General features: G+C 74.4%; 20 protein-coding genes and 1 tRNA gene. 7 read left to right on the top strand and 14 right to left on the bottom strand.

Going from position 1 to position 19,897, the window contains the following annotated elements; all coding sequences use genetic code 11:
• Positions 1-2,111 (bottom strand): penicillin-binding transpeptidase domain-containing protein (locus AB0L40_RS06830; RefSeq protein WP_364351152.1); only part of this gene is annotated, 2,111 nt, incomplete at its 3' end.
• Positions 2,112-2,404: 293 nt separating this feature from the next.
• Here AB0L40_RS06830 and AB0L40_RS06825 point away from each other — a divergent pair.
• Positions 2,405-2,869 (top strand): GNAT family N-acetyltransferase, encoded by a 465-nt coding sequence (locus AB0L40_RS06825; RefSeq protein ID WP_364351149.1) that lies wholly within the window; start codon positions 2,405-2,407, stop codon positions 2,867-2,869.
• On the opposite strand, the gene AB0L40_RS06820 is transcribed toward AB0L40_RS06825, so the two are convergent.
• The 3 genes from AB0L40_RS06820 to AB0L40_RS06810 form a co-directional block, all read right to left on the bottom strand.
• Positions 2,845-3,489, bottom strand: coding sequence for a hypothetical protein (locus AB0L40_RS06820; RefSeq protein WP_364351146.1), 645 nt, complete (start codon positions 3,487-3,489; stop codon positions 2,845-2,847). The two genes, AB0L40_RS06825 and AB0L40_RS06820, sit on opposite strands and share 25 nt — an antisense overlap.
• A 127-nt stretch (positions 3,490-3,616) precedes the next feature.
• Positions 3,617-4,099 carry an anthrone oxygenase family protein gene (locus AB0L40_RS06815; RefSeq protein ID WP_364351143.1) on the bottom strand — a complete coding sequence of 161 codons (483 nt, stop codon included), beginning with the start codon at positions 4,097-4,099 and terminating at the stop codon, positions 3,617-3,619.
• Complete coding sequence (locus tag AB0L40_RS06810) at positions 4,096-4,971, bottom strand: NAD(P)H-binding protein (protein ID WP_364351140.1); 876 nt, start codon at positions 4,969-4,971, stop codon at positions 4,096-4,098. Before AB0L40_RS06810 ends, AB0L40_RS06815 begins: the two co-directional genes overlap by 4 nt.
• 82 nt (positions 4,972-5,053) lie before the next feature.
• Here AB0L40_RS06810 and AB0L40_RS06805 point away from each other — a divergent pair, with 82 nt between their 5' ends.
• Both AB0L40_RS06805 and AB0L40_RS06800 read left to right on the top strand, forming a co-directional pair.
• Positions 5,054-6,031, top strand: a complete 978-nt coding sequence (locus AB0L40_RS06805) for an AraC family transcriptional regulator (RefSeq protein WP_364351137.1) — start codon at positions 5,054-5,056, stop codon at positions 6,029-6,031.
• Positions 6,032-6,172: 141 nt separating this feature from the next.
• Positions 6,173-6,757 carry a collagen-like protein gene (locus tag AB0L40_RS06800; RefSeq protein ID WP_364351134.1) on the top strand — a complete coding sequence of 195 codons (585 nt, stop codon included), beginning with the start codon at positions 6,173-6,175 and terminating at the stop codon, positions 6,755-6,757.
• An 89-nt stretch (positions 6,758-6,846) separates the two neighbouring features.
• On the opposite strand, the gene AB0L40_RS06795 is transcribed toward AB0L40_RS06800, so the two are convergent.
• From AB0L40_RS06795 to AB0L40_RS06775, 5 genes are all read right to left on the bottom strand, one after another.
• The gene (locus tag AB0L40_RS06795) at positions 6,847-7,554 is read right to left on the bottom strand and encodes an SDR family oxidoreductase (RefSeq protein WP_364351131.1); all 708 of its coding nucleotides are present in this window, start codon (positions 7,552-7,554) and stop codon (positions 6,847-6,849) included.
• A gap of 145 nt (positions 7,555-7,699) precedes the next feature.
• Positions 7,700-8,104 (bottom strand): YccF domain-containing protein, encoded by a 405-nt coding sequence (locus AB0L40_RS06790; protein WP_364351128.1) that lies wholly within the window; start codon positions 8,102-8,104, stop codon positions 7,700-7,702.
• A 104-nt stretch (positions 8,105-8,208) separates the two neighbouring features.
• Positions 8,209-8,946: a VOC family protein gene (locus AB0L40_RS06785; protein WP_364351125.1), complete on the bottom strand. Its 738-nt coding sequence runs from the start codon at positions 8,944-8,946 to the stop codon at positions 8,209-8,211.
• A 92-nt stretch (positions 8,947-9,038) separates the two neighbouring features.
• Positions 9,039-9,866 (bottom strand): Ku protein, encoded by an 828-nt coding sequence (locus tag AB0L40_RS06780; protein ID WP_364351122.1) that lies wholly within the window; start codon positions 9,864-9,866, stop codon positions 9,039-9,041.
• A complete protein-coding gene (locus AB0L40_RS06775) occupies positions 9,866-10,885 on the bottom strand; it encodes a Ku protein (RefSeq protein WP_364351119.1) in 1,020 nt (339 codons plus the stop codon). The genes AB0L40_RS06780 and AB0L40_RS06775 overlap by 1 nt, the downstream gene beginning before the upstream one ends.
• Before the next feature lie 313 nt (positions 10,886-11,198).
• Between AB0L40_RS06775 and AB0L40_RS06770 the strand changes: the two genes are divergently transcribed.
• Complete coding sequence (locus AB0L40_RS06770) at positions 11,199-12,323, top strand: PASTA domain-containing protein (protein WP_364351116.1); 1,125 nt, start codon at positions 11,199-11,201, stop codon at positions 12,321-12,323.
• Positions 12,324-12,399: 76 nt separating this feature from the next.
• Here AB0L40_RS06770 and AB0L40_RS06765 read toward each other — a convergent pair whose 3' ends face one another.
• Together AB0L40_RS06765 and ligD are read right to left on the bottom strand one after the other, a co-directional pair.
• Complete coding sequence (locus AB0L40_RS06765) at positions 12,400-12,579, bottom strand: hypothetical protein (RefSeq protein WP_364351113.1); 180 nt, start codon at positions 12,577-12,579, stop codon at positions 12,400-12,402.
• Positions 12,580-12,653: 74 nt separating this feature from the next.
• Complete coding sequence (gene ligD, locus AB0L40_RS06760; RefSeq protein ID WP_364351110.1) at positions 12,654-15,317, bottom strand: non-homologous end-joining DNA ligase; 2,664 nt, start codon at positions 15,315-15,317, stop codon at positions 12,654-12,656.
• 247 nt (positions 15,318-15,564) lie between these two features.
• Here ligD and AB0L40_RS06755 point away from each other — a divergent pair, with 247 nt between their 5' ends.
• Both AB0L40_RS06755 and AB0L40_RS06750 read left to right on the top strand, forming a co-directional pair.
• Complete coding sequence (locus tag AB0L40_RS06755) at positions 15,565-16,239, top strand: FCD domain-containing protein (protein ID WP_364351107.1); 675 nt, start codon at positions 15,565-15,567, stop codon at positions 16,237-16,239.
• Positions 16,236-17,468: an MFS transporter gene (locus AB0L40_RS06750; protein WP_364351104.1), complete on the top strand. Its 1,233-nt coding sequence runs from the start codon at positions 16,236-16,238 to the stop codon at positions 17,466-17,468. The genes AB0L40_RS06755 and AB0L40_RS06750 overlap by 4 nt, the downstream gene beginning before the upstream one ends.
• Here AB0L40_RS06750 and AB0L40_RS06745 read toward each other — a convergent pair.
• A complete protein-coding gene (locus AB0L40_RS06745; RefSeq protein WP_364351101.1) occupies positions 17,465-18,166 on the bottom strand; it encodes a stage II sporulation protein M in 702 nt (233 codons plus the stop codon). The two genes, AB0L40_RS06750 and AB0L40_RS06745, sit on opposite strands and share 4 nt — an antisense overlap.
• A gap of 215 nt (positions 18,167-18,381) precedes the next feature.
• Here AB0L40_RS06745 and AB0L40_RS06740 point away from each other — a divergent pair, with 215 nt between their 5' ends.
• Positions 18,382-18,777, top strand: a complete 396-nt coding sequence (locus AB0L40_RS06740; RefSeq protein ID WP_364351098.1) for a VOC family protein — start codon at positions 18,382-18,384, stop codon at positions 18,775-18,777.
• A gap of 54 nt (positions 18,778-18,831) precedes the next feature.
• Here the strand turns inward: AB0L40_RS06740 and AB0L40_RS06735 are convergent, their stop codons facing one another.
• Positions 18,832-19,068 carry a hypothetical protein gene (locus AB0L40_RS06735; RefSeq protein ID WP_364351095.1) on the bottom strand — a complete coding sequence of 79 codons (237 nt, stop codon included), beginning with the start codon at positions 19,066-19,068 and terminating at the stop codon, positions 18,832-18,834.
• Between the two features lie 716 nt (positions 19,069-19,784).
• Positions 19,785-19,855, bottom strand: a tRNA-Trp gene (locus tag AB0L40_RS06730).
• Positions 19,856-19,897: the final 42 nt, after the last annotated feature.

Here is a 19,897-nt window from a genome sequence, read left to right as displayed (position 1 = left end):
ACCGCGACGGGGGAGCGGTCGCCGCCCGTGGCGGGCGCGAACGCGGACATCCACGCGTCGGTGTCCGTCGAGTCCGACGGGTCGCAGATCGTCGGCGCGTCGTCCGGGGTCGCGGGCGTCGTCGGCGTCGAGGGGGTCGACGGCGTGGTGTCGTCGGTCGTCGTCGGCTCGGTGGGCGTCGTGTCGTCGGTCGTGGCCGGGTCGTCGAGCGACGGGTCGTCGTCGACGCCGTCGGGGTCGGTACCGCCGTCGGTCGTCGTGCCCTGGGCCAGCGTCACGGAGGCGGGGCGCAGGAGCTCGCCGGGACGGCCCCGGTACGCGGCGCCGTCGTCGCTCGCGCCGTCGGCGGAGCGGTCCTTCGCCCCGCCGGCCGTGCACGCCGCGCCCTGGGTGGTGCGGACCTCGGCGGTGCCCGTCTTGCCGGCGACGGTCTCGCCGGAGATCTGCGCGGCGGTGCCGGTGCCCTCGGTGATGACGGCCTCCATCATCTCCAGGAGGTCCGACGCGACGCCGGAGTCGATGACCTTGCGGGTCTTCGCCTCGGCGTCGGTGCGCCGGAACGTCAGGGCGGGCTGCTCGCCGCCGGTCGCCACCGTCGCGGCCATCATCGCCACCTCCAGCGGCGTCGCGCGGACGTCCGCCTGGCCGATGCCCGACAGCGCCAGGCCGGTGTCGTCGAGGTCGTCGGGGAGCGTGCTGCGGGCCGCGCCGGGGACGGGGGCGTCGCGGTTGAACCCGAACGCCTCGGCGGTCCGCACGAACGGCGTGGAGCCGACCTCGATCGCCAGCGGCGCGAAGACCGAGTTGCAGGACTTGGCGAACGCCTGGACGAGCGTGCCGCCGCAGGACTCGCCGTCGGCGTTCTGGATGCCCAGCGCGGACGTCGCGTAGGGGTAGTCGGTGTCGGTCGTGGCGCTGTTCTCCGCCAGGGCCGCGGCGGCGGTGATGATCTTCATCGTCGAGCCGGGCGCACGGGCGTCCTTCCAGGCGTCGCCGGAGAACGCGAGCACCTCGCCGGTCCGCGTGTCCAGGGCCGTCAGGCCCCCGCCCGAGGGTGCGGAGGCCTGCGCCTCGACGGCCGCCTGCATCATCGGCAGCGAGATCGACGACACGACCGCCTTGGCCTGCTTCGCCTTCTGGCGCCCGATGACGCGGTCGCCCGCCTTCAGCGTCAGCCCGGGCCGCCCGATCAGGTCGTCGTTGAGGAGCCGTTCGAGCCCCGACACGCCGACCTGCGTCGTGGACGGGATCCCGAGGTCCTGGTACCGGCGCTTGTCGGTGTCGGGGATCGGCCCGAGGCTGCCGCGGATCTCCTTGACGACGTCCTCCGGCGCCGTCGAGGTGCGCGCGGCGCCCTTGGCGATCGGGGTGGTCCCGTCGCGGAAGAGGATCGTGCCGCGCGGCGGGACGACCGAGGCGCGGGAGAGCTGCTCGCCGGTGCCGAGGCCCGGGAACGTCAGATTGCGCGACCACGCCACGCGGGCGTCGTCGCCGGAGCCGACGATGCGCAGGCGCATCTCGGACGCGATCGTGCCGAACAGCTTCGTCTCGACGGTCACCGGCGCGACGAACTCGTTGCCGGTGCGGGTCGTGGTGCCGACCTGGATCGACGTCGCGGTGGCCAGCCGGGAGGCGTCGCGGTTGAGACCGGCGAAGCGCTTGATCGGGTAGACGCGCTGGGCGTCGGTGTCGATCGTGGCGAACATGTCCTCGTAGGAGCGCGTCGCGTACGCGGCGAGGAAGCGGTCGACGACGCCCTGCTCGGCGTCGCGGTCCGAGTCGCCGGAGTGGCACGAGGAGACGAGCAGGATCACGAGCACCAGCGCGATGCCGCCCACCGCGGCCAGCAGCAGCTGCCGGGACGGGGTGAAGCCCGTCGGGCCCTCGTCGTCGGGCTCGCCGCCCGGGCCGCCGGTCGGGCGCCGCGGTTCGCGCGGTCCGCCGCCCCCGCCGTACGGACCGCGGGGTCCGTCGGGATCGCGCACGGGCCCCGTGGGGCGTTGGCGCGAGCGGCCGCGATCGGACGAGTGACCGGCGCGCGGGATGACGGGCCGGAACGGCTTCAGCGGCCGGAGCTCCTCGGTGTCGTCCGCGTCGTCCCAGGAGCTCATGCGCGGCTCCGGCGGGACGGCGGGACGGTGGTCCGCCCCGGGACGGGGCGGGGACGTGACGGCATGGGCTGCTCCGGGGATCGCCGGGACGCCTCCCGGTCGGGACCCGTCGAGGCTACCGGCGCGGGGGTGGCCGATCGGTGGCTGGAGCGCGCGAGCACCGCACCATCGTGCCGCACCAGCCGCATGCCCGGGGGGCTGTGCCGTCCGGGACGGCCCCGCGGGGGGCGATCGGACGGGTCCGCGCGCGTCGTCCGCGGGTGCGCGGGCCGCGCGGCGGTAGCGTTCCCGGCGTGCCCGTCCCCGCGCCCGTGACCGTCCGCCCGCTCCGCCCGGACGACCACCGGGCCTGGGGGGAGCTGTGGGACGGCTACCTGCGCTTCTACCGCGAGGACCTGCCCGCGGAGATCACCGCCGAGACGTTCCGGCGGCTGTGCGCGGGGGCCGGCGGGACGTTCGCGTTCGTGGCCTGCGACGCGGACGCCCAGCCGGTCGGGCTGGCGCACGGCGTCGTCCACGCGTCGACGTGGTCGCCGGGCGGCTACTGCTACCTCGAGGACCTGTTCGTCGATCCCGCGGCGCGCGGCGGCGACGTCGGGCGGCTGCTGATCGAGGCGGTCGCCGCGGAGGCGCAGGCGCGCGGGACGACGAAGCTCTACTGGCAGACGCAGGCGTTCAACGGGCGCGCGCGGTCGCTCTACGACCAGGTCGGGACCCTGTCGTCGTCGGTGATCTACGAGCGGGACCTGCCGGGCTGACGCCCCAGCCGGGCGGCGGCGTGCGCGTCCTCGGGCGCGGCCCGGCCGCCCTCGGGATCGTCGCCGGTCCGGGCCCGGGCCGCATCGCCGGCCATGAACCCCTCGGCCGCCGCGGCGACCGCCGGGTCGGTCCGGCCGGACCGCAGGGCGACCATGCCGCCGACGAGCACGGCGGCGCCGGCGGAGACCAGCGCCACGATCGCCCCGACGCCGGGGTTGGCCGTGAAGACGCCGTCCTCGTCGGTGCGGACCATCGTGCCGCCCTCGGCGTAGCGGACGATCACGACGACGGTGCCCACGAGCGTGGCGAACGACGTCCCCGTGAGGACCCAGCCCAGCGCGACCGGCGGCCCCGCGGAGCGCAGGGCGCCGACGAGGGCCAGTGCGCAGAGGATCGCGACGACGATCAGCAGCACGCCGATCGCCGGGGCCACCTGCATCCCGCCGCGGCCGCCGAGCGCGGCGACGGGCGCGGGGTTCGCGAGGGGCCGGTAGCACGTCCAGCCGCAGTGCCCTGGGTGCCCGGTCGCCGTCAGCCAGGTCAGCGCCGGCGCCACCGCACAGGCCAGCCCGACGACCGCGGCGGCCGCGGCGAGGGGTGTGCGCCGTCCGACCCGCATGCGTCGACCGTACTACGCGGGCCCCGGCCCTCCGTGGGTGGCGGGGGGAGCCCCGAGGTTCGAGCCCGGGCCCCCTGGCGGGCGCGCCGCGGCGTCGGACGACGACGGCGCGGGCCCGCGGGACCGCTCACGCCACCGTCATGCCGACGACCAGCAGCCCGGTCGCGACCGCTCCGGCGGCCGCCCGCACGTGGTTCAGCGGCGTCCACGAGCCCGTGTAGTCGTGCCACCGGGTCGCGGCGCCGGACGCCTGGGCGTCGACCGTGGCCAGCGCGTCGTTGAGCGGCACGTGCCGGCCGATCGTCAGGCCGAGCACGCCGACGAGGAACACGCCCGCGCCGGCGGCCAGCCACGGCGACGACGCGTCGCCCCACGACCGCAGCGCGACGACCAGGAGGACGACGCAGAGCAGCCCGCCGCCCATCAGGACGACCATGAACGCCGGGGTGACGGCCTTCACGTTGATCGCCTGCATCGCGGCGATGCTCGCGCCCGAGTCCAGCCGGTCCAGCGCCGGCATCACGAACGCGGAGAACGCGAAGAACACCCCGGCGCTGAGCCCGCAGGCGAGCACCGTCGCCAAGGTCGTCCCGTAGAGCAGGCCGGTCATCGCGCCACGGCCGTCGTGTCCCAGACGCCGGTCGCCGCCGCCGCGTGCGCGTAGGACCCGAACGGCCGGGGCTCGCGGCCGAGCGCCTGCCGGACCCCGTCCGTCGTCGCAGCGTTGCGGCCGTCGAGGACCTCGCCGAAGAGGTAGCCCATGAGGCCCGCGACGTCGTCGGGGACGCCGGCGCCGGCGAGCTCCGCGAGGAACGCCTCCATCGGGATCGGGACGTGGGCGACCGGCCGGCCGCAGGCCGCGCCGATGGACTCCAGCGCCTCGGCGAACGTCAGCGCCTCGGGGCCCGTCAGCTCGTACAGCCGGCCGGCGTGGCCGTCCTCCGTCAGCGCCGCGACGGCGACGTCGGCGATGTCCTCGGCGTCGACGAACGGCTCGCGGACGTCGCCGACGGGGAGGAACACCTCGCCGGCCAGGACGGGCTCCAGCATGAAGCTCTCGTCGAAGTTCTGGGCGAACCAGGCGCAGCGGACGATCGTCCACGGGACGCCGGCGTCGCGGACGGCCTGCTCGGCGCGCTCGGCCTCGGGCTCGCCGCGCCCCGACAGCAGGACGACGCGCTCGACGCCGGCGTCGGCCGCGGCGGACGCGAACGCGCCGACCGTCGCCGCGGCGCCCGGGACGGCGAGGTCGGGGACGTAGGCGACGTAGACGGCTCGGACGCCGCGCAGGGCGTCCGCCCACGTGGAGCGGTCGTCCCAGTCGAAGGCCGGGCTCGCGGCGCGGGAGCCGGGCCGGACGGCGACGCCGCGGTCGGCCAGGCGGGCGGCGACCCGGCGGCCGGTCTTGCCGGTGGCGCCGAGGACGAGGACGGGCCGCTCGTCGGCGGTGGTCGGGGTGGTCTGGGGCTGGTTCGTGGTCATGGGCAGCATTCAAGCCCCGATCGGTTGGACGATCCATAGTTGTTCCTCGCGCATGCATGCTTCAGCGTCTAGGATGTGGCGTATGGACGCTATGGCGGGGCTCCTCGACGGTCCGCGGGCACGCGGGGCCTTCCTGCTGCGCTCGTCGATGGACCCGCCCTGGTCGCTGCGCGTGCGGGACGAGGCGCCGCTCACGATCGTCGCCGTCGTCCGCGGCACCGCCTGGGTCGTGCCCGAGGGGCGGGACGCGGGGGAGCCGCCGATGCGGATCGGGACGGGCGACGTCGCGATCCTGCTGGGCCCCGACCCCTACGTCGTCGCCGACGACCCGGCGACGGCGCCGCAGGCCGTCATCCACCCCGGTCAACGCTGCACGACGCCGGACGGGGTCGAGATCGACGCGATGCGCGAGCTCGGCGTGCGGACGTGGGGCAACGACCCCGACGGCCAGACGGTGATGCTGACCGGGACCTACGCGCTGGAGGGCGAGGTCAGCCGCCGCCTGCTGCGCGCCCTGCCGGCGCGTCTGGTGCTGCGCGACGACGAGTGGGACTGCCCGCTGATCCCGCTGCTCGCGGACGAGATCGTCAAGGACGCGCCCGGTCAGGAGGCGGTGCTCGACCGCCTGCTCGACGTGCTGCTGATCGCGGTGCTGCGCGCGTGGTTCGCCCGGCCCGAGGCCGAGCCGCCGGGCTGGTACCGCGCCGCGGCGGACCCGGTCGTCGGGCCGGCGCTGCGGCTGCTGCACCACGAGCCGTCGCGGCCGTGGACCGTCGCGGCGCTGGCGGATGAGGCGGGGGTGTCGCGCGCCGCGATGGCGCGCCGCTTCCACGAGCTGGTGGGGGAGCCCCCGATGAGCTTCCTGACGGGCTGGCGGATCGCCCTGGCCGCGGATCTCCTGCTCGAGCCGGGCGCGACGATCGGGTCGGTGGCCCACGAGGTCGGCTACGGCAGCGCGTTCGCGCTCAGCACCGCGTTCAAGCGGGTCCGCGGGGTCAGCCCGAGCGCCTGGCGGGCGGGAGCCGGCGCGGACGAGGCGACCGTCGCCGTCCCCGCCTGAACGGTGTTTGCGAACGTTGCTGGTGATCGAGATGGCGACGGTCACCCCGGAGTGCGGCATCATTGGGGCGTGGACGAGGATCCCCCCGCGCCCGTCGCCCCTGCACCACCTTCTCGGTTTCGGCGTCACCTGACCCCGCCGATGGTCGTCAGCACGATCGCGCTCTTCGTCGCGCTCGGCGGGACCGGCTACGCCGCCGTGAAGCTGCCGGCGAAGTCCGTCGGCTCGAAGCAGCTGAAGGCGTCGGCCGTGACGTCCGACAAGGTCAAGAACGGCTCGCTGACGGCGAAGGACTTCAAGTCCGGCCAGCTGAAGGCCGGCAAGGCCGGCGTGCCGGGGCCGGCCGGCCCGTCCGGGCCGCAGGGCGTCCCGGGCGCGACGGGTGCCCAGGGGCCGCAGGGCGCGACGGGCGCGGTCGCGGCGGTCGTCACCCGGTCGCTCGAGATCGACATCAACTCCGGCCAGACGCTGAGCCTGCTGCCGCGCTGCAACGCGGACGAGGTCGCCACCGGCGGCGGGGCGACGTTCGCCGACGGCAACGCCGCGGGCGGGGTCATCAACCGCTCGGCGCCGCACCACGTCAAGCGCGACGCCGCCGGAGAGGCGATCGGTGACGAGGTCCCCGGTGGCGAGAACAGCGCGGACGGCTGGACCACCACCGGGACCAACGGCACCGGCTCGAAGCGCACGTTCCGTGCCTTCGTGCTCTGCATCAAGCGGCCCTGAGGGCCGCTCGGGGCGGGCGCACGCGGCGGCCGGCCGAGGGCGGTCGGCGGGACGGCCTCGCCGGCGCGGGGTCGCCCGACCGGTCCCGATCAGGCGGCGGCCGGGTCCGGGTAGAGGACCGACAGCGGCGCCGACAGGCCGGACTTCACGTTGCGGCTGATCTCGTCGACGAGGACCTCCTCGTCGCCCGCGAGCAGCCCGGCGACCAGCGCGTCGGAGACCTGCGACACCTGGATCTTGTCGCCCTCGAGGCCGGCCGTGAGGTCGGTGTCGACGTAGCCGACGTGCACGCCGACGACGAGCGTGTCCTGCTCGCGCAGCTGCTGACGCAGGCCGTTGGTCAGCGACCAGGCAGCCGACTTCGTCGCGGAGTAGTTGGCCAGGTGCGGCATCGCGATGAAGGAGACGACGGAGAGCATGTTCACGAGCGCGCCGCCGCCGTTCTTGGCGAGGATCGGCGCGAACGCCTGGGCGACCCGCAGCGTGCCGTAGTAGTTGACGTCGAACTCCCAGCGGGCCTGCTCGATGTCGATGTCCAGCGGCAGCGACGGGGCGCCGACGCCGGCGTTGTTGATGACGAGCTGCACGTCGCCGAGCTCCGCCGCCAGCGCGCGGACGCTCGCGTCGTCGGTGACGTCGAGCTTCACGGCCACGACGCCCGGGTCGGTGACGGTCTCGGGGTCGCGGGCGCCGGCGTAGACCTTGGCGGCGCCGGCCTCGACGAGGGCGCGGGCGAACGCGGCGCCGATCCCGCGGTTGGCGCCGGTGACGAGTGCGGTGATGCCTTCGAGCTGCATGGTGGTTCCTGTTCCTCGGTGCTGAGTCGCGTAAAAAGACTCAGGCGAACATACAGGTCGCGTGATGCGACCCAGGCGGCAGGGGCTCGGAGGCGCGGCGGGCGACCCCGCTCAGGGCCCGGTGCCGCTCGGAAGGGCAGGACGCTCAGAACGCGACGCCGGCCGCGTCCTGCGCCGACCCGATCGGCACGACCCGCTGGCCGAGCGGCAGCAGGCTGATCGGGATCAGCTTGAAGTTCGCGATGCCGAACGGGATGCCGATGATCGTCAGGCAGAGGACGAACCCCGTGATCAGGTGCCCGAGCGCCAGCCACCAGCCGGCGAGGACCAGCCAGATGACGTTCCCGATGCCCGACATCACCCCGGCGTCGGCGGCCGGCACGACGGTCCGCCCGAACGGCCACAGGCAGAACCCGGCGATCCGCAGTGCCGCGATCGAGAACGGGATGGTGATGATCGGGATCACCATGATCAGCGCGGCGAACGTGTAGGCGAGCGCCATCCAGAACCCCGCGAGGAAGAACCAGATCAGGTTGAGGATCAGTCGCATGGGGCGAGCCTACGGGTGGCAGGCCGGGCGAGTGGGGCCTTGCGGACGTTCGGTCGCGACACGGGGCGCGGCCCGTCGCGACGGCCTGGCGTGACGCGGTCGGCTCAGGCGGGCCCGACGTACACCGACTCCACCCGGTGCCCGTCGGCGTCCAGCACGTAGCCGCCGTAGTAGTGCGGTCCGTACTCGGGCCGCGGTCCCGGGGCGCCGTCGTCGGCGTAGCCCGCCGCGAGCGCCGCCGCATGGAACGCGTCGACCGTCACCCGGTCGGGCGCCTCGAAGGCCAGGTGCACGTGCTCGGTGCGGGCGCCGTCGGCGACGAGCGAGAAGGTACCTCCGCCCTCGCCGTCGCGGACGTACGAGACGCGCCCGTCGGTGTCGGTGGCCAGCCGGATCGGTGCGTGCGGCGCCACCGCGTCGTAGAAGCGCTGGGCGGCCCGGACGTCGGCGACCCGGATCCACAGGTGGTCGACGTTGCCGTCCGTCCGCCGCCCGTCGCGGTGGACCGCCTCGACGCTGTTGCCGTCGGGGTCGCGCAGGAACGCCCCGTAGTAGCTCGGCGTGTAGTCGCGCGGCCCCGGCCCGCCGTCGTCCGGCGCCCCGGCGGCGACCCCGGCCCGCCAGAACGCGTCGACGTGATCCCGCGAGTCCACCGAGAACGCGAGGTGCAGGTTCCGCGTCACCGGCCGCCCGGGCTCCTCCTGCGCGAGCGAGAAGTCCCGCCACTGCCGGTACACGGGCCCGCCGGTCGGCCGCTCCAGGCGGGCCGCCTCGAGCACGGTCCGGTAGAAGCGCTCGGAGGCGTCGCGATCGGCGACGCGGATGGTGACGTGGTCGAACACGGGGCTCCTCGGTGACGGGGCCGCGGTGGCGTCCTCGGACGGACCCGCCGGCGGCTCCCGGCTCCCGTGAGATCATCGCGTGCGCGTCGGCGCTACGCCCGCGACTTCGCGCGCTTCGGGCCCTTCCGTGCCTTCGCCAGGCTCTCCTCCAGCGCCGCCATCAGGTCCTTCGGGGCCTTCTGGGGCTTGGGCTCCGGGTCGTGCTCGGGGATCTCGACCTCGCCGTGCCGGCGCTTCTCGTCGATCACGGCCAGCAAGCGGACGCGGTGGCAGTCGTCGTAGCGGGAGGGCCTGAAGTCGTCGGTCAGCTCGCCGATCAGGGCGACGGCGTCGTCGACCTCGCGCTTGGTCGGCCTGCCCTTCGCGCCCTGGGGGATCGCGCCGATGTCGTCGGGGGACCGGAGCTCGTCGGCGAAGTGCATGGTCGTGAGGGACAGCAGGCCGTCCTGCTCGCGGAGTGCGACGAGGTACTCCTTGGCGCGCAGGACGATCCGGCCGATCGCGACCTGGCCGGCCTTCGCCATGACGTCGACGAGGAGGCGGTACGCGCGGATCGGGCCGTCGCCGTCGCCGGCCGGGAGCAGCCAGTACGGGTGGTCGAAGGAGACCGGGTCGATGTCCTGCAGCGCGACGAAGAGGTCGATGTCGACCGTCCGCGTCTTCTCGGGCTGGGCGGCCTCGAAGTCGTCGTCGGTCAGGACGATCATCTGCCCGTCGTCGGTCTCCCAGCCCTTGGCGACGTCCTCCCAGTCGACCTCCTTCCCGTCGGTCGACGCGACGCGCTTCGTCTGGACCCGCTCACCGGTCTCGCGGTGCACCTGGTGGAAGTGGACGTCGCGGTCGCGCACCGCCGAGACGAGCTGGACGGGCACGTTGACGAGACCGAAGCTCAGGGAGCCGGTCCAGAGGGAGCGGGCCATCAGGAGCTCGCCTTCTTGGTCGTCGTGGACTTCTTCTTCGCGGTCGACCGCTTCTTCGGTGCGGCCTTGCCGGAGGACGGCTTGGAAGTCGCAGCCTTGGCGTTCGACTTCGGCTTCGGGCGTTTCGATTCCGACGGCTTCCCCTTGGCCTTTTTCGGTGCCTTCTGCGCGGTGGATTCTGAGTTCGCCGTGCCAGCAGCGGAAGCAGAGTCCGCGTGTCGTGCCTTCCCGCCGGGGGCCTTCTTGTTCGCCGTCCCGCCCTTCAGGCTCGCCTCCAGCGCGTCGGCCAGGTCGCCGCCGTCCTCCGCCTTGCGCTTCGCCTTCTTCGGCTTCTTTCCCTGGCGCTTGCGCTCGATCAGGTCCATCACCGCGTCGCGGTAGGTGTCCTGCTGCTCCTCGGGCTCCCAGTCGCCCTGGAGCATCTCGACGAGGGCGCCGGCCATCTTCACCTCGCGGTCGCCGGGCTTCTTGCGCAGCGACGGGAGCTCCAGGTCGGACTTGTCGACGAGCTCGTCGTCGAAGCGCATCGTCTGCAGGCCCAGGGCGCCGCCGAAGGGGCGGACGGCGACGAGGTTCTCGCGGGAGCGCAGGACGAACCGGCCGATGCCGACCTTGCCGGACGTCTCCAGCGCCGCGAGCAGCACGCGGTAGCCGTGGACGCCGTCGTCCTGCGCGCCGACGAGGTACGGCTTGTCGTAGTAGACGGGATCGATCTGGGCGGCCTCGACGAAGTGCTCGATCGCGATCACCTTCGGGTGCGGCCCCTCGGCGGCGGCGATCTCCTCCTTCGTCAGGACGATCTGGCCCTCGCCCTCGTCGTAGGCCTTCTCGATGTCGGCGTACGCGATCTCGTCGCCGGACTCCGCGCCGATCCGCCGGTGCTCGATCGTCGCGCCGTCGCTCGCCCGGACCTCGCGGAACCGCAGCGTGTGGGGGCTGGTGGCCGAGAACAGCTTGACCGGGATCGCGACGGATCCGAAGGTGATGGTCCCGTTCCAGAGGGAGCGCGCGGCGGGCATGGGCCCTCCGGGTACCCGATCGGCGCCCGGATCACCGGCCGGGTCGTGCAGCGATCGCGGTCGGAACCTCCGCCGCTCGTCACGGGCCGACGTCCGGATCGACGGCGCGCATCGCAGCGTCACCCGCCGTTCGTCCAGCCGGCGCGATCGGGCCCCGGATTCGCCGGATCCGCGTCAGGGACCCGACCTACGCCGTCCGGCGGACGCGTACGGGGTCCCGATCCGGTCCCACCGCGGCCTCGGGACGTCTCCTCCGGCATATCTTCGTGCCGCAGCGACGCCCGTCGCGCGCTTCCTGAACCGAGGTACTCGCATGTCGCTCACCCACCCACGGCTCCTGGCGCTGATCGCGCTGCTCGGGGCCCTGCTGCTCGCCGGCGTCGCCGCGCCGGGCGCCCACGCCCAGGCCACGCGCACCTGGGTCTCCGGCGTCGGCGACGACGTCAACCCGTGCTCGCGCACGGCGCCGTGCAAGACGTTCGCCGGCTCGATCTCCAAGACGGCGGCCGGAGGCGTCATCAACACGCTGGATCCCGGCGGCTTCGGCGCCGTGACGATCACGAAGTCGATCACGATCGACGGGAGCGCCGGCGGCGGGATCCTCGCCGCGGGCAGCAGTGGCGTGATCATCAACGCCGCTCCGACCGACGACGTGCGGCTGCGCAACCTCGACGTCCAGGTCGTGTCGCCGTCCGTGTGCGGCACGCCGACCGCCGCGGGCATCCGGGTCCTCTCGGCCCGGAGCGTCGCCGTGGAGGGCGGCTCGTTCGGCGGGATCGGGACGGCCATCCTGGCGGCCCCGACGGCGACGGCCACCGACCTGGTCGTCGACGGTGCCACGCTGCGCGGCGCCGCCTGCGACCCGGCGGTCTCGGTCGCCCCGACCGGCACGGGCACCGTCGACGCCACGGTCCGCAACAGCTCGATCTCGAACTTCGCCTCGGCGCTGCGCGTCAACAGCGGCGGTCGGGCGTGGCTCTCGGGCAGCCTGATCACCGGCAACACCCTCGGGCTCGAGCCGCTGGGCACCGGCACGATCACCGACTACTTCGGCACCAACCAGATCCACGGCAACGGCACGGACGGGACGCCGACGAGCGTCATCGGCGCCCCGGTCCCCGGCCCCGCCGGCGCCACCGGTGCGGCGGGCCTGGCCGGGCCTGCGGGCCCCGCGGGTCCGGCCGGCCCGGCCGGTCGCAGCGGCACCGTCGGGCCGCCCCTCGCCCCGGCGAAGAAGTGCGTCGTGCCGAGCCTCACCGGCCAGACCCTCGCGGGCGCCAAGGCGAAGCTCAAGAAGGCGAACTGCACGATCGGCACGGTCAAGCGCAAGGCCGCGACGAAGAAGAAGGTCGGCCGGGTCCTGTCCCAGACGAAGAAGGCCGGCACGTCGCTGGCCGTCGGGACGAAGGTCGGCGTGACGCTCGGCCGCAAGGCCTGAGCCGGGCCGCGAGGCCCGTCCGCGGCGCCGGAGCCGCCGCGCGTCCCGACCTCCGGGACGCGCGGCGGGGCCGCGCTCAGGACACGCGCTCGCCGGGAGCGGGCTCGACGCTGTGGCGCTCGCGCGGCCAGGCGTCGTCGGCGGCGGCCCAGAACGGGACGCCCTCGGGGACCTCGACGACCTCTTCGTGGACCCGTTCGACGACCCACGGCTGGCCCCGCTTGTAGTCGCGGACGGTGACGGTGACGTGCTTCATGCGAACACACGTTCGTACGCACTCCGGACGGCAAGAGAACGCCTGCAAAGCGGCCACTCGGCCGCCGGCGGGAGTCAGAGGTTGAGCTCCGGCAGCCGCTGCTCCAGGGTCAGGAGCGGCGCGAAGAGGTCGCCGCGGCGCGCCACGCGGTCGAGCGTCCGGTCAGCGAGGAAGACGAGCGTCTCCGGGTCGTCGGACCGCTCGCAGGCCTCGACCTCGTCCCAGTCCACGGGCGTCGAGACCGACGGCCGGCGGCGGGCGCGGAGCGAGTAGACGCCGACGGTCGTCTTCGCCTGGTCGTTCTGACTCCAGTCGATCAGGACCTTGCGGTGGCGCAGGTCCTTGGCCATCTTCGAGACCACGAGGTCGGGGAGGTGCTTCTCGAGGAACCGCGCGAGCCAGCGGGCGAACGGCTTGGTGTGGTCGTAGTCTGCGTCGTCGGCGAGCGGCACGTACATCTGCAGGCCCTTGGACCCGGACGTCTTGCAGAACGCCTGCAGCTCGAACCGGCCGAGGACGTCCCGGACGGCCATCGCCACGCGGCAGCAGTCGACGATCGACGCGCCCGGACCGGGATCGAGGTCGAAGACCAGGCTGCGCGGGCCGGACACCCCGTACTCGGCCTCCGGCATCCCGACCGACAGCGACGGGTGCAGCTCGATCGCCGCGAGGTTCGCCGCCCACAGCAGCGTCGACAGGTCCTGCACGAGGACGAAGTCGACCGTGCCGTCCTTCTTGCCGTACGGGACCGTCGTCGTCGCGACCCAGTCGGGCCGGTGCTTGTCGGCGTGCTTCTGGAAGAACGCTTTCTCCTCGATCCCGTTGGGGTAGCGCTTGAGCGTCATCGGCCGGTCGCGCCAGTGGGGGAGGCCGACGGGCGCGATCGCGGCGTAGTACCGGAGCACCTGCGCCTTGGTGAAGCCGCCGGGGTAGAGCGGCTTGTCGAGGTTCGAGAGCTTCAGGGTGCGGCCGTCGACCTCGATCTCGACGGCCTTGCCGGAGGAGGGGATGAGGTCGTCGGGGTCGACGTCGGGGGCGTCGGCGGCGGGCGGGTCCGGGGCGTCGTCCGGGTCGGGGAGCTCCGGCTCGGAGACGACCGCGGCGGCGACCGGGGCGCCGGGATCCGGCGCGCCGCCGAGGGCCGCGGCGAGCACGTCGTCGGGGACGTGGTGCGCGTCGTCCGAAGCGCCGGCGGCCCCGGCCTTCGCGCCGCCGCCCTTCGTCGCGCCGCGGGCGGTCGACGGCGTGTCCTTCCCGTCATTCCCGGCATCGGCTGCGGCGTCGCCGGCGTCGGCCCCCACCGTCGCCGGGACCTCCCGCACGACGTCCTTCGCGTCCTTGTCGTCGCGCATCCCCTGGTACGCGCCCTGGCGGATCGAGCCCTCGGTCGTCCACTCGGCGAAGCGCACCTCGACGACCAGCGACGGCGTGCAGAAGCGCGCCTCCTTCGGCGGCTGGCGGCCGTCGAACGGGGACGTCTTGCGCTCCAGGCGCTCCAGCTTGGTGGTCAGCTCCTGCAGGGTGTCCTGGTCGAAGCCCGTGCCCACGCCGCCGGCGTAGCGCAGCGCGCCTTCGGCGTCGTACACGCCGAGCTGCAGCGAGCCGAGCACGCCCGACCTGCCGCCCTTGCCGGGGAGCCAGCCCCCGACCACGAACTCCTGCCGCTGCTCGTTCTTCACCTTGATCCACGCATCCGATCGCCGGCCCGGACGGTAGACGGCGTCGGTCCGCTTGGCGATCACGCCCTCGAGACCCTGCTCCGCGGTGGCGGCCAGCAGGCCCTCGCCCTGCCCGACGTAGGCGCCCGGCGTCTGCCAGTGCTCGCCGTCGAGCCCGAGCTCCTCCAGCGCGGCGCGGCGCTCGGTCCACGGTCGGTCGGCCAGCGAGTGGCCGTCGAGCCAGAGGAGGTCGAAGACCATCAGCGTCACCGGCCGCTCGGCTGCGAGGCGCTTCACGGACGCACCGCGCGCGTGCATGCGCGACTGCAGCGCCTGGAAGCTCGGCCGACCGTCGTCGTCGAACGCGACGACCTCGCCGTCGAGGATCGCCTCGTGCGACGACAGCTGCCGGTTCAGCGCCCGCAGCTCGGGATAGGCCGGCGTGATGTCGTTGCCCGCGCGGGAGAACACGTGAAAGCGCCCGGGCTGCGAGCGGATCATCGCCCGCACGCCGTCCCACTTGACCTCGAACGCCCAGTCGTCGGGCTTCTTGGGCAGCGCGCCGGGCTTCGCGAGCATCGGCTCGATCGCGTCGGGCATCTCCTCGGCGTCGTCGTCGACGGGCGGGTCCATGCGGTGGATCATCCAGTCCTTGGCGTCCTTGCCGGCGTGGAACAGCGCGTGCTTCCCGGTCAGGCGCTCGCCGGCGAAGACGACGACGATCTCGTCGTCGCGCCACTTCTCGACGGTGAACGTCCCGGCGTCCCAGATCGTCATCTCCCCGGCGCCGTAGTTGCCGTCCGGGATCGTCGCCTCGAAGTCGAGGTACTTCAGCGGGTGGTCCTCGGTGTGGATGGCCTTGCGGTTGTGCTTCGGGTCCGTGGGCAGGCCGTTGGGGATCGCGAAGCTCGCCAGCGCGCCCTCGTGCTCGAGCCGCAGGTCCCAGTGCAGCCGCGTGGCGTGGTGCTCGTGGACGACGAACCGCGGCGCGTCGCCGCGGCCGGCGTCCTCGTCGCCCGTCGGCTCGGGGGTGTCGTCGAAGTGCCGCTTGCGGCGGTACTCGTCAAGCGGTTCGGCCATGGTCCGGTCCCGGTACCCGCGGGGGCGGGGCGTCACCGCGAAGCGGCGCGGCCGGCGTCGGTCGTCCGGAGCCGGCGGACGCTCCCGCGGGCCGGTGTCGACCCTCGATCGGCCGGCGCATCCGCCGCCCCACGGCTCCGTCCGCCGACCGGGATCCGGGCCGACCGCACAGACATCCCATGTTAGGTTGTCTGCGGAGTCGGTCCCGCCCACGACGGCGCGGACCCCGGACCGAGCGGATCCCCCGATGCCACTGCGCCCCAGCCCCCGGTCGAGCGTCACCGACGACGTGATCGCCCAGATCGAGTCCCTGATCGCCGCGGGGGAGTGGCCGGTCGGTCACCGCCTGCCGCCGGCGCCGGAGCTCGCGACGACGCTCGGGGTCGGGCTCAACGCGGTGCGCGAGGCCGTCGGCGCGCTCGCGTACGGCGGGCTGCTGGACGTCCGCCGCGGCGACGGGACGTACGTCCGCGCCGACAACGAGCTCGAGGCGCCGCTGGCCCGCCGGATCCGCCGGGCCGACGCGCTGGAGGCGCTCGAGGTCCGCGCGTCGCTCGAGCGCGACGCCGCCGTGCTGGCCGCCCGCCGTCGCACCTCGGAGGACCTGGACGCGATCGACACCGCCCACCGACGGCAGCACGAGGCGTTCGACGCCCGCGACGCGGCCGCGTACGTCGAGGCCGACGTGGCGCTCCACGTCGCGGTCGTGGCGGCGGCCCACAACGCGCTGCTGGCCGACCTCTACGGATCGATCACCGCGGCGGTCCGCGCCGTCGTGCGCTCCGCCGCGCCGGGCGACGACCTACCCGCGCCGCACGACGAGCTCGTCGCCGCCGTCCGCGACGGGGATCCCGACGCCGCGGCCGCGGCGGTCACCGCGCTGCTGGCCGACGCGACCCGCCGGATCGAGCGGACCCCGTGAGTGGCGTCGGGCGGTCCCGCCGCGACGTGCTCGTCCTCGCCGTCGCGATCGCCCTCTTCTCGCTCAACCTCCGGCCGGCGCTGGTCGCCGTCGGCCCGCTCGCGCCGCAGCTGCGCGACGACACCGGCCTCAGCGCGTCGGCGACGAGCCTCCTGACGACGCTGCCGCTCGTCTGCTTCGGGCTCTTCGCGACCGTGGCCCCGCGGCTCGGCCGGCGGGTCGGGCTCGAGCGGGCGCTGCTGGCGGCGATCCTGCTGCTGGTGGCCGGGATCGCGCTGCGCCTGGCCGCGCCGACGGCGGCGCTCTTCGCCGGGTCCGCGGTCGCCGGCGCGGGGATCGCGATCGCCAACGTCCTGCTGCCCGGGGTGATCAAGCGCGACTTCCCGCGCCACACCGGGCCGATGATGGCGGTCTACTCCGTCGCGCTCAACGGCGGCGCGGCGCTCGCGGCTGGCTTGACGGTGCCGCTGGAGGACGCGCTCGGCCTCTCGTGGCGCGGCGCGCTGGCGCTCTGGGGGATCGTCGCGCTGGCCACGGCGGTCCTCTGGCTGCCGCAGGCGCGGACCGCCCCGCCGCCGTCCGCCGGCGCGTCCGTCCACGCGCGCGGCGTCTGGCGCTCGCGGGTTGCCTGGGCCGTCGCGCTGTTCATGGGGCTGCAGTCGCTCGAGTTCTACGCGCTCTCGGCGTGGCTGCCGACGGTGCTGCGCGACGACGGCATGTCCGCGTCGACCGCCGGGCTGATGGTCGCGCTGATGAGCGCCTCGAGCATCGGCGCGTCGCTCGTCGTGCCCGTCGTCGCGGCACGTTCTCGGCGCCAGCGTGGCCTGACCGCGGCGGCCGCGGGGTGCTTCGTCTTCGGGTCCGTCGGACTCCTGATCGCCCCGGCCGGCGGGGCGCTGCTCTGGGTGATGGTCCTGGGACTCGGCCAGGGGACGGGCATCAGCCTGTCGCTGACGATGTTCGTTCTGCGCACCCGGACCGCCGAGGCGGCCGGCGAGCTCTCCGGGATGGCGCAGACGGTGGGCTACCTGATCGCCGCCGGGGGACCGCTGGCGGCGGGGGCGCTCCACGACCTCAGCGGCGGCTGGACGCTGCCGATCGCCGCGCTGATCGTCGGGCTGGTCCCCCTCGCCGCGGCCGGGTGGCGCGCGGGGGAGGACCGGACGATCGAGGACGTCGCCCAGGGCCCTCCGGCGCGCCGGGCGGCTCGCCCGGGCGCCCCGTCCTAGAAGAAGTCCGACGCGATGACGACCTCGACGAACGCCGAGGCGATGACGACGGGGACGGCGATCAGCGTGCAGGCGGCGACGGCGGCGAGCAGGTCGCGGTTGCGGTCGCGGCTCTCGAGCCAGACCGCGGCGGCCAGCGGCAGGAAGACCGCGATCAGCTCCGGCAGGGCGTGGGGGAGCAGCCGGACGAGGATCGCGGCCTGCGACATGTCGCCGCGGGCGGAGATGTCGGCCAGGGCGTGGCCGAGCCCGAGGGCCTGCTGGACGATCGAGTAGAGCGTCAGGGCGATGACGAGGAACAGCGCCGGCGTGGCGGCGTGGCGGTGGATCCACCGCTGGGCGCCGGAGAGGTTGTCGGCCTGGATCGGCAGCGAGCGCCGCACGAGGTAGGTCGCGAAGCAGACCATCAGGTGCAGCAGCAGGACCGTGAGGTTGCGACCGAGGATGAACGCGACGTCGCTCCACCGGGCGCTCGGGTCGGCGGCGATCAGCGAGCCGGTGTCGCCCGACGGGATCGCCGTGATCGACACGATGTACGTGCCGAGCAACAGGATCGACGCGACGACGAAGCTCAGCCCGACCCAGGGCAGGAGCTCCGACGGGCGACGGAACCACGCCCGCAGTGCGTACCGCGTGTCCGTGATCGCCGACGCCCGGGCCGCGAGCCGGGCTGCGGCCATCTCCTCGCTGTGCGCCATGGACCGAAGGGTAGGGGTCGCGGGGCCCGATCAGGAGCGCTTCATCGTCCACCGGCGACCGCGTCACAGGGGTGCCCGCCCGTCCGTTCCCGGGGCTCCCGCCGGCCGGGGCGTGGACGCCCGTCCAGCCCCGCGGACGCCGACCGGATCGGCCCCCTGGCCGGCACGCGCCCGGGTCGGCATCATCGGGACCGACCACCACCCCGGAGCCCCGCATGAGCACCACCGCCCTCCAGATCACCGGCGTCGACTTCGTCACCGTGCCCGCCTCGGACTTCGAGGCGTCGTTCCGCTTCTACGGCGAGGTCCTCGGCCTGCCGTTCGTCAAGCGCTGGGGCACGATGCCCGCGGCGGAGTTCCAGGCCGGCAACCTGACGCTCGCGATCATGGAGCCCACCGCGTTCGGCCAGGAGTTCCACGCCCACCGGGTCCCGCTGGCGCTCCAGGTCGCGGACGTCGCCGCCGCCCGGGCGCACCTGGAGGCCCAGGGGGTGACGTTCGTGACCGACCTGATCGACAGCGGCGTCTGCCACCAGGCGATCTTCCTCGACCCGGCGGGCAACGCCCTGGACCTGCACCACCGCTACGCGCCGGTGTCCACCGAGGGGTGAGGACCCGCGGTCCCGCGTCGGGACGGTCGTGGACGCGGCCCCGCCGGCCGGCGCCTACGGCCCGACGGCCAGCGCGTCGGTCAGGCGGCGGGCGGCGGGCGCGGCGATCTGGCGCTGCGCCTCGTCGTTGAGGCCGACGAGGGCCAGGAGCGCCAGGCCGCGCCCGATGCGCGTGTAGTTGACCGACAGCGTGACATCGTCGGTCTTGCCGTCCTGGCGGATCTTCACCGCGACCCGGAACGCGGAGGACTCGTCGCCGAGCGGCGCGGCCTCCGGGACTCCGCTGCGCACCGGGCCGATGGTCGCCTTCGCCTTCTTCGCCGCGGCCTCGACGGGCTTCAGGGCCTCGCGGGCCAGGCAGCGCTGCGTCGCCGCGGACGAGAGGCCGCGGAAGCTGGTCTGCGCCTCGGCCTCCGTCGCGTAGAGGTAGACGACGCTGTTGATCGTGTTCGAGCCGCTGGAGAACGTGTTCGACGTCGCCCGCGCCGAGACCGCGCGCTTGGCGGCCCGGATGGCCGGGCACGGCCCGTCGGTCGGGTCGTCGTCGGCGTCGTCGGCCTCCGTCCAGTTGGACGGCAGGTCGGCCTTGCGCAGGAGCCCCTGCTGGGCGATCGCGCGGTCGCCGGCCGCCGTCGGCGTCGTGGTGGGTGGCGTCGCCTCGGTCGTCCTCGTGGTCGCGGGCTCGACGGTCGTCGACGACGTCGTCGTCGGTGGCGCGGCGGCGGTGACGGTGGTCGTCGTCTCGTCGCCCCCACCGCAGCCGGCCAGGGCGAGGGCGGTCAGGAGGAGGGGGACGGCGACGCGCTTCCTGCGGGCCAGGCTACGGCGTCGACCGCGGTCCGTCCTCGTCCCCCGTGCGAGGTTCGGGGCTGGCCCTCACCGCGCTCCGCCCGTGGCCGGCGCCGTCCGCGGGACGGTGGGCGCGCGGCCCGATCGACGTCCCCGACGGTCGATCGCGCGGCCCCGGAACGACGAACGGCGCCGGATGGCGCCGTCGTGCGAGGAGGCGGGGGATGGAGGAATCGAACCTCCCGTTGCGGTTTTGGAGACCGCCGTGTTACCGATACACTAATCCCCCTCGCGGTCGCGCATATTACCCAGGCCGAGGTGCCCGCCGTCG

It is taken from the genome of Patulibacter sp. NPDC049589, from assembly GCF_040675535.1.
Lineage (GTDB): Bacteria > Actinomycetota > Thermoleophilia > Solirubrobacterales > Solirubrobacteraceae > Patulibacter.
Note: the sequence above shows the minus strand (reverse complement) of the source record. Positions and strands in the feature narration are given on the sequence as shown.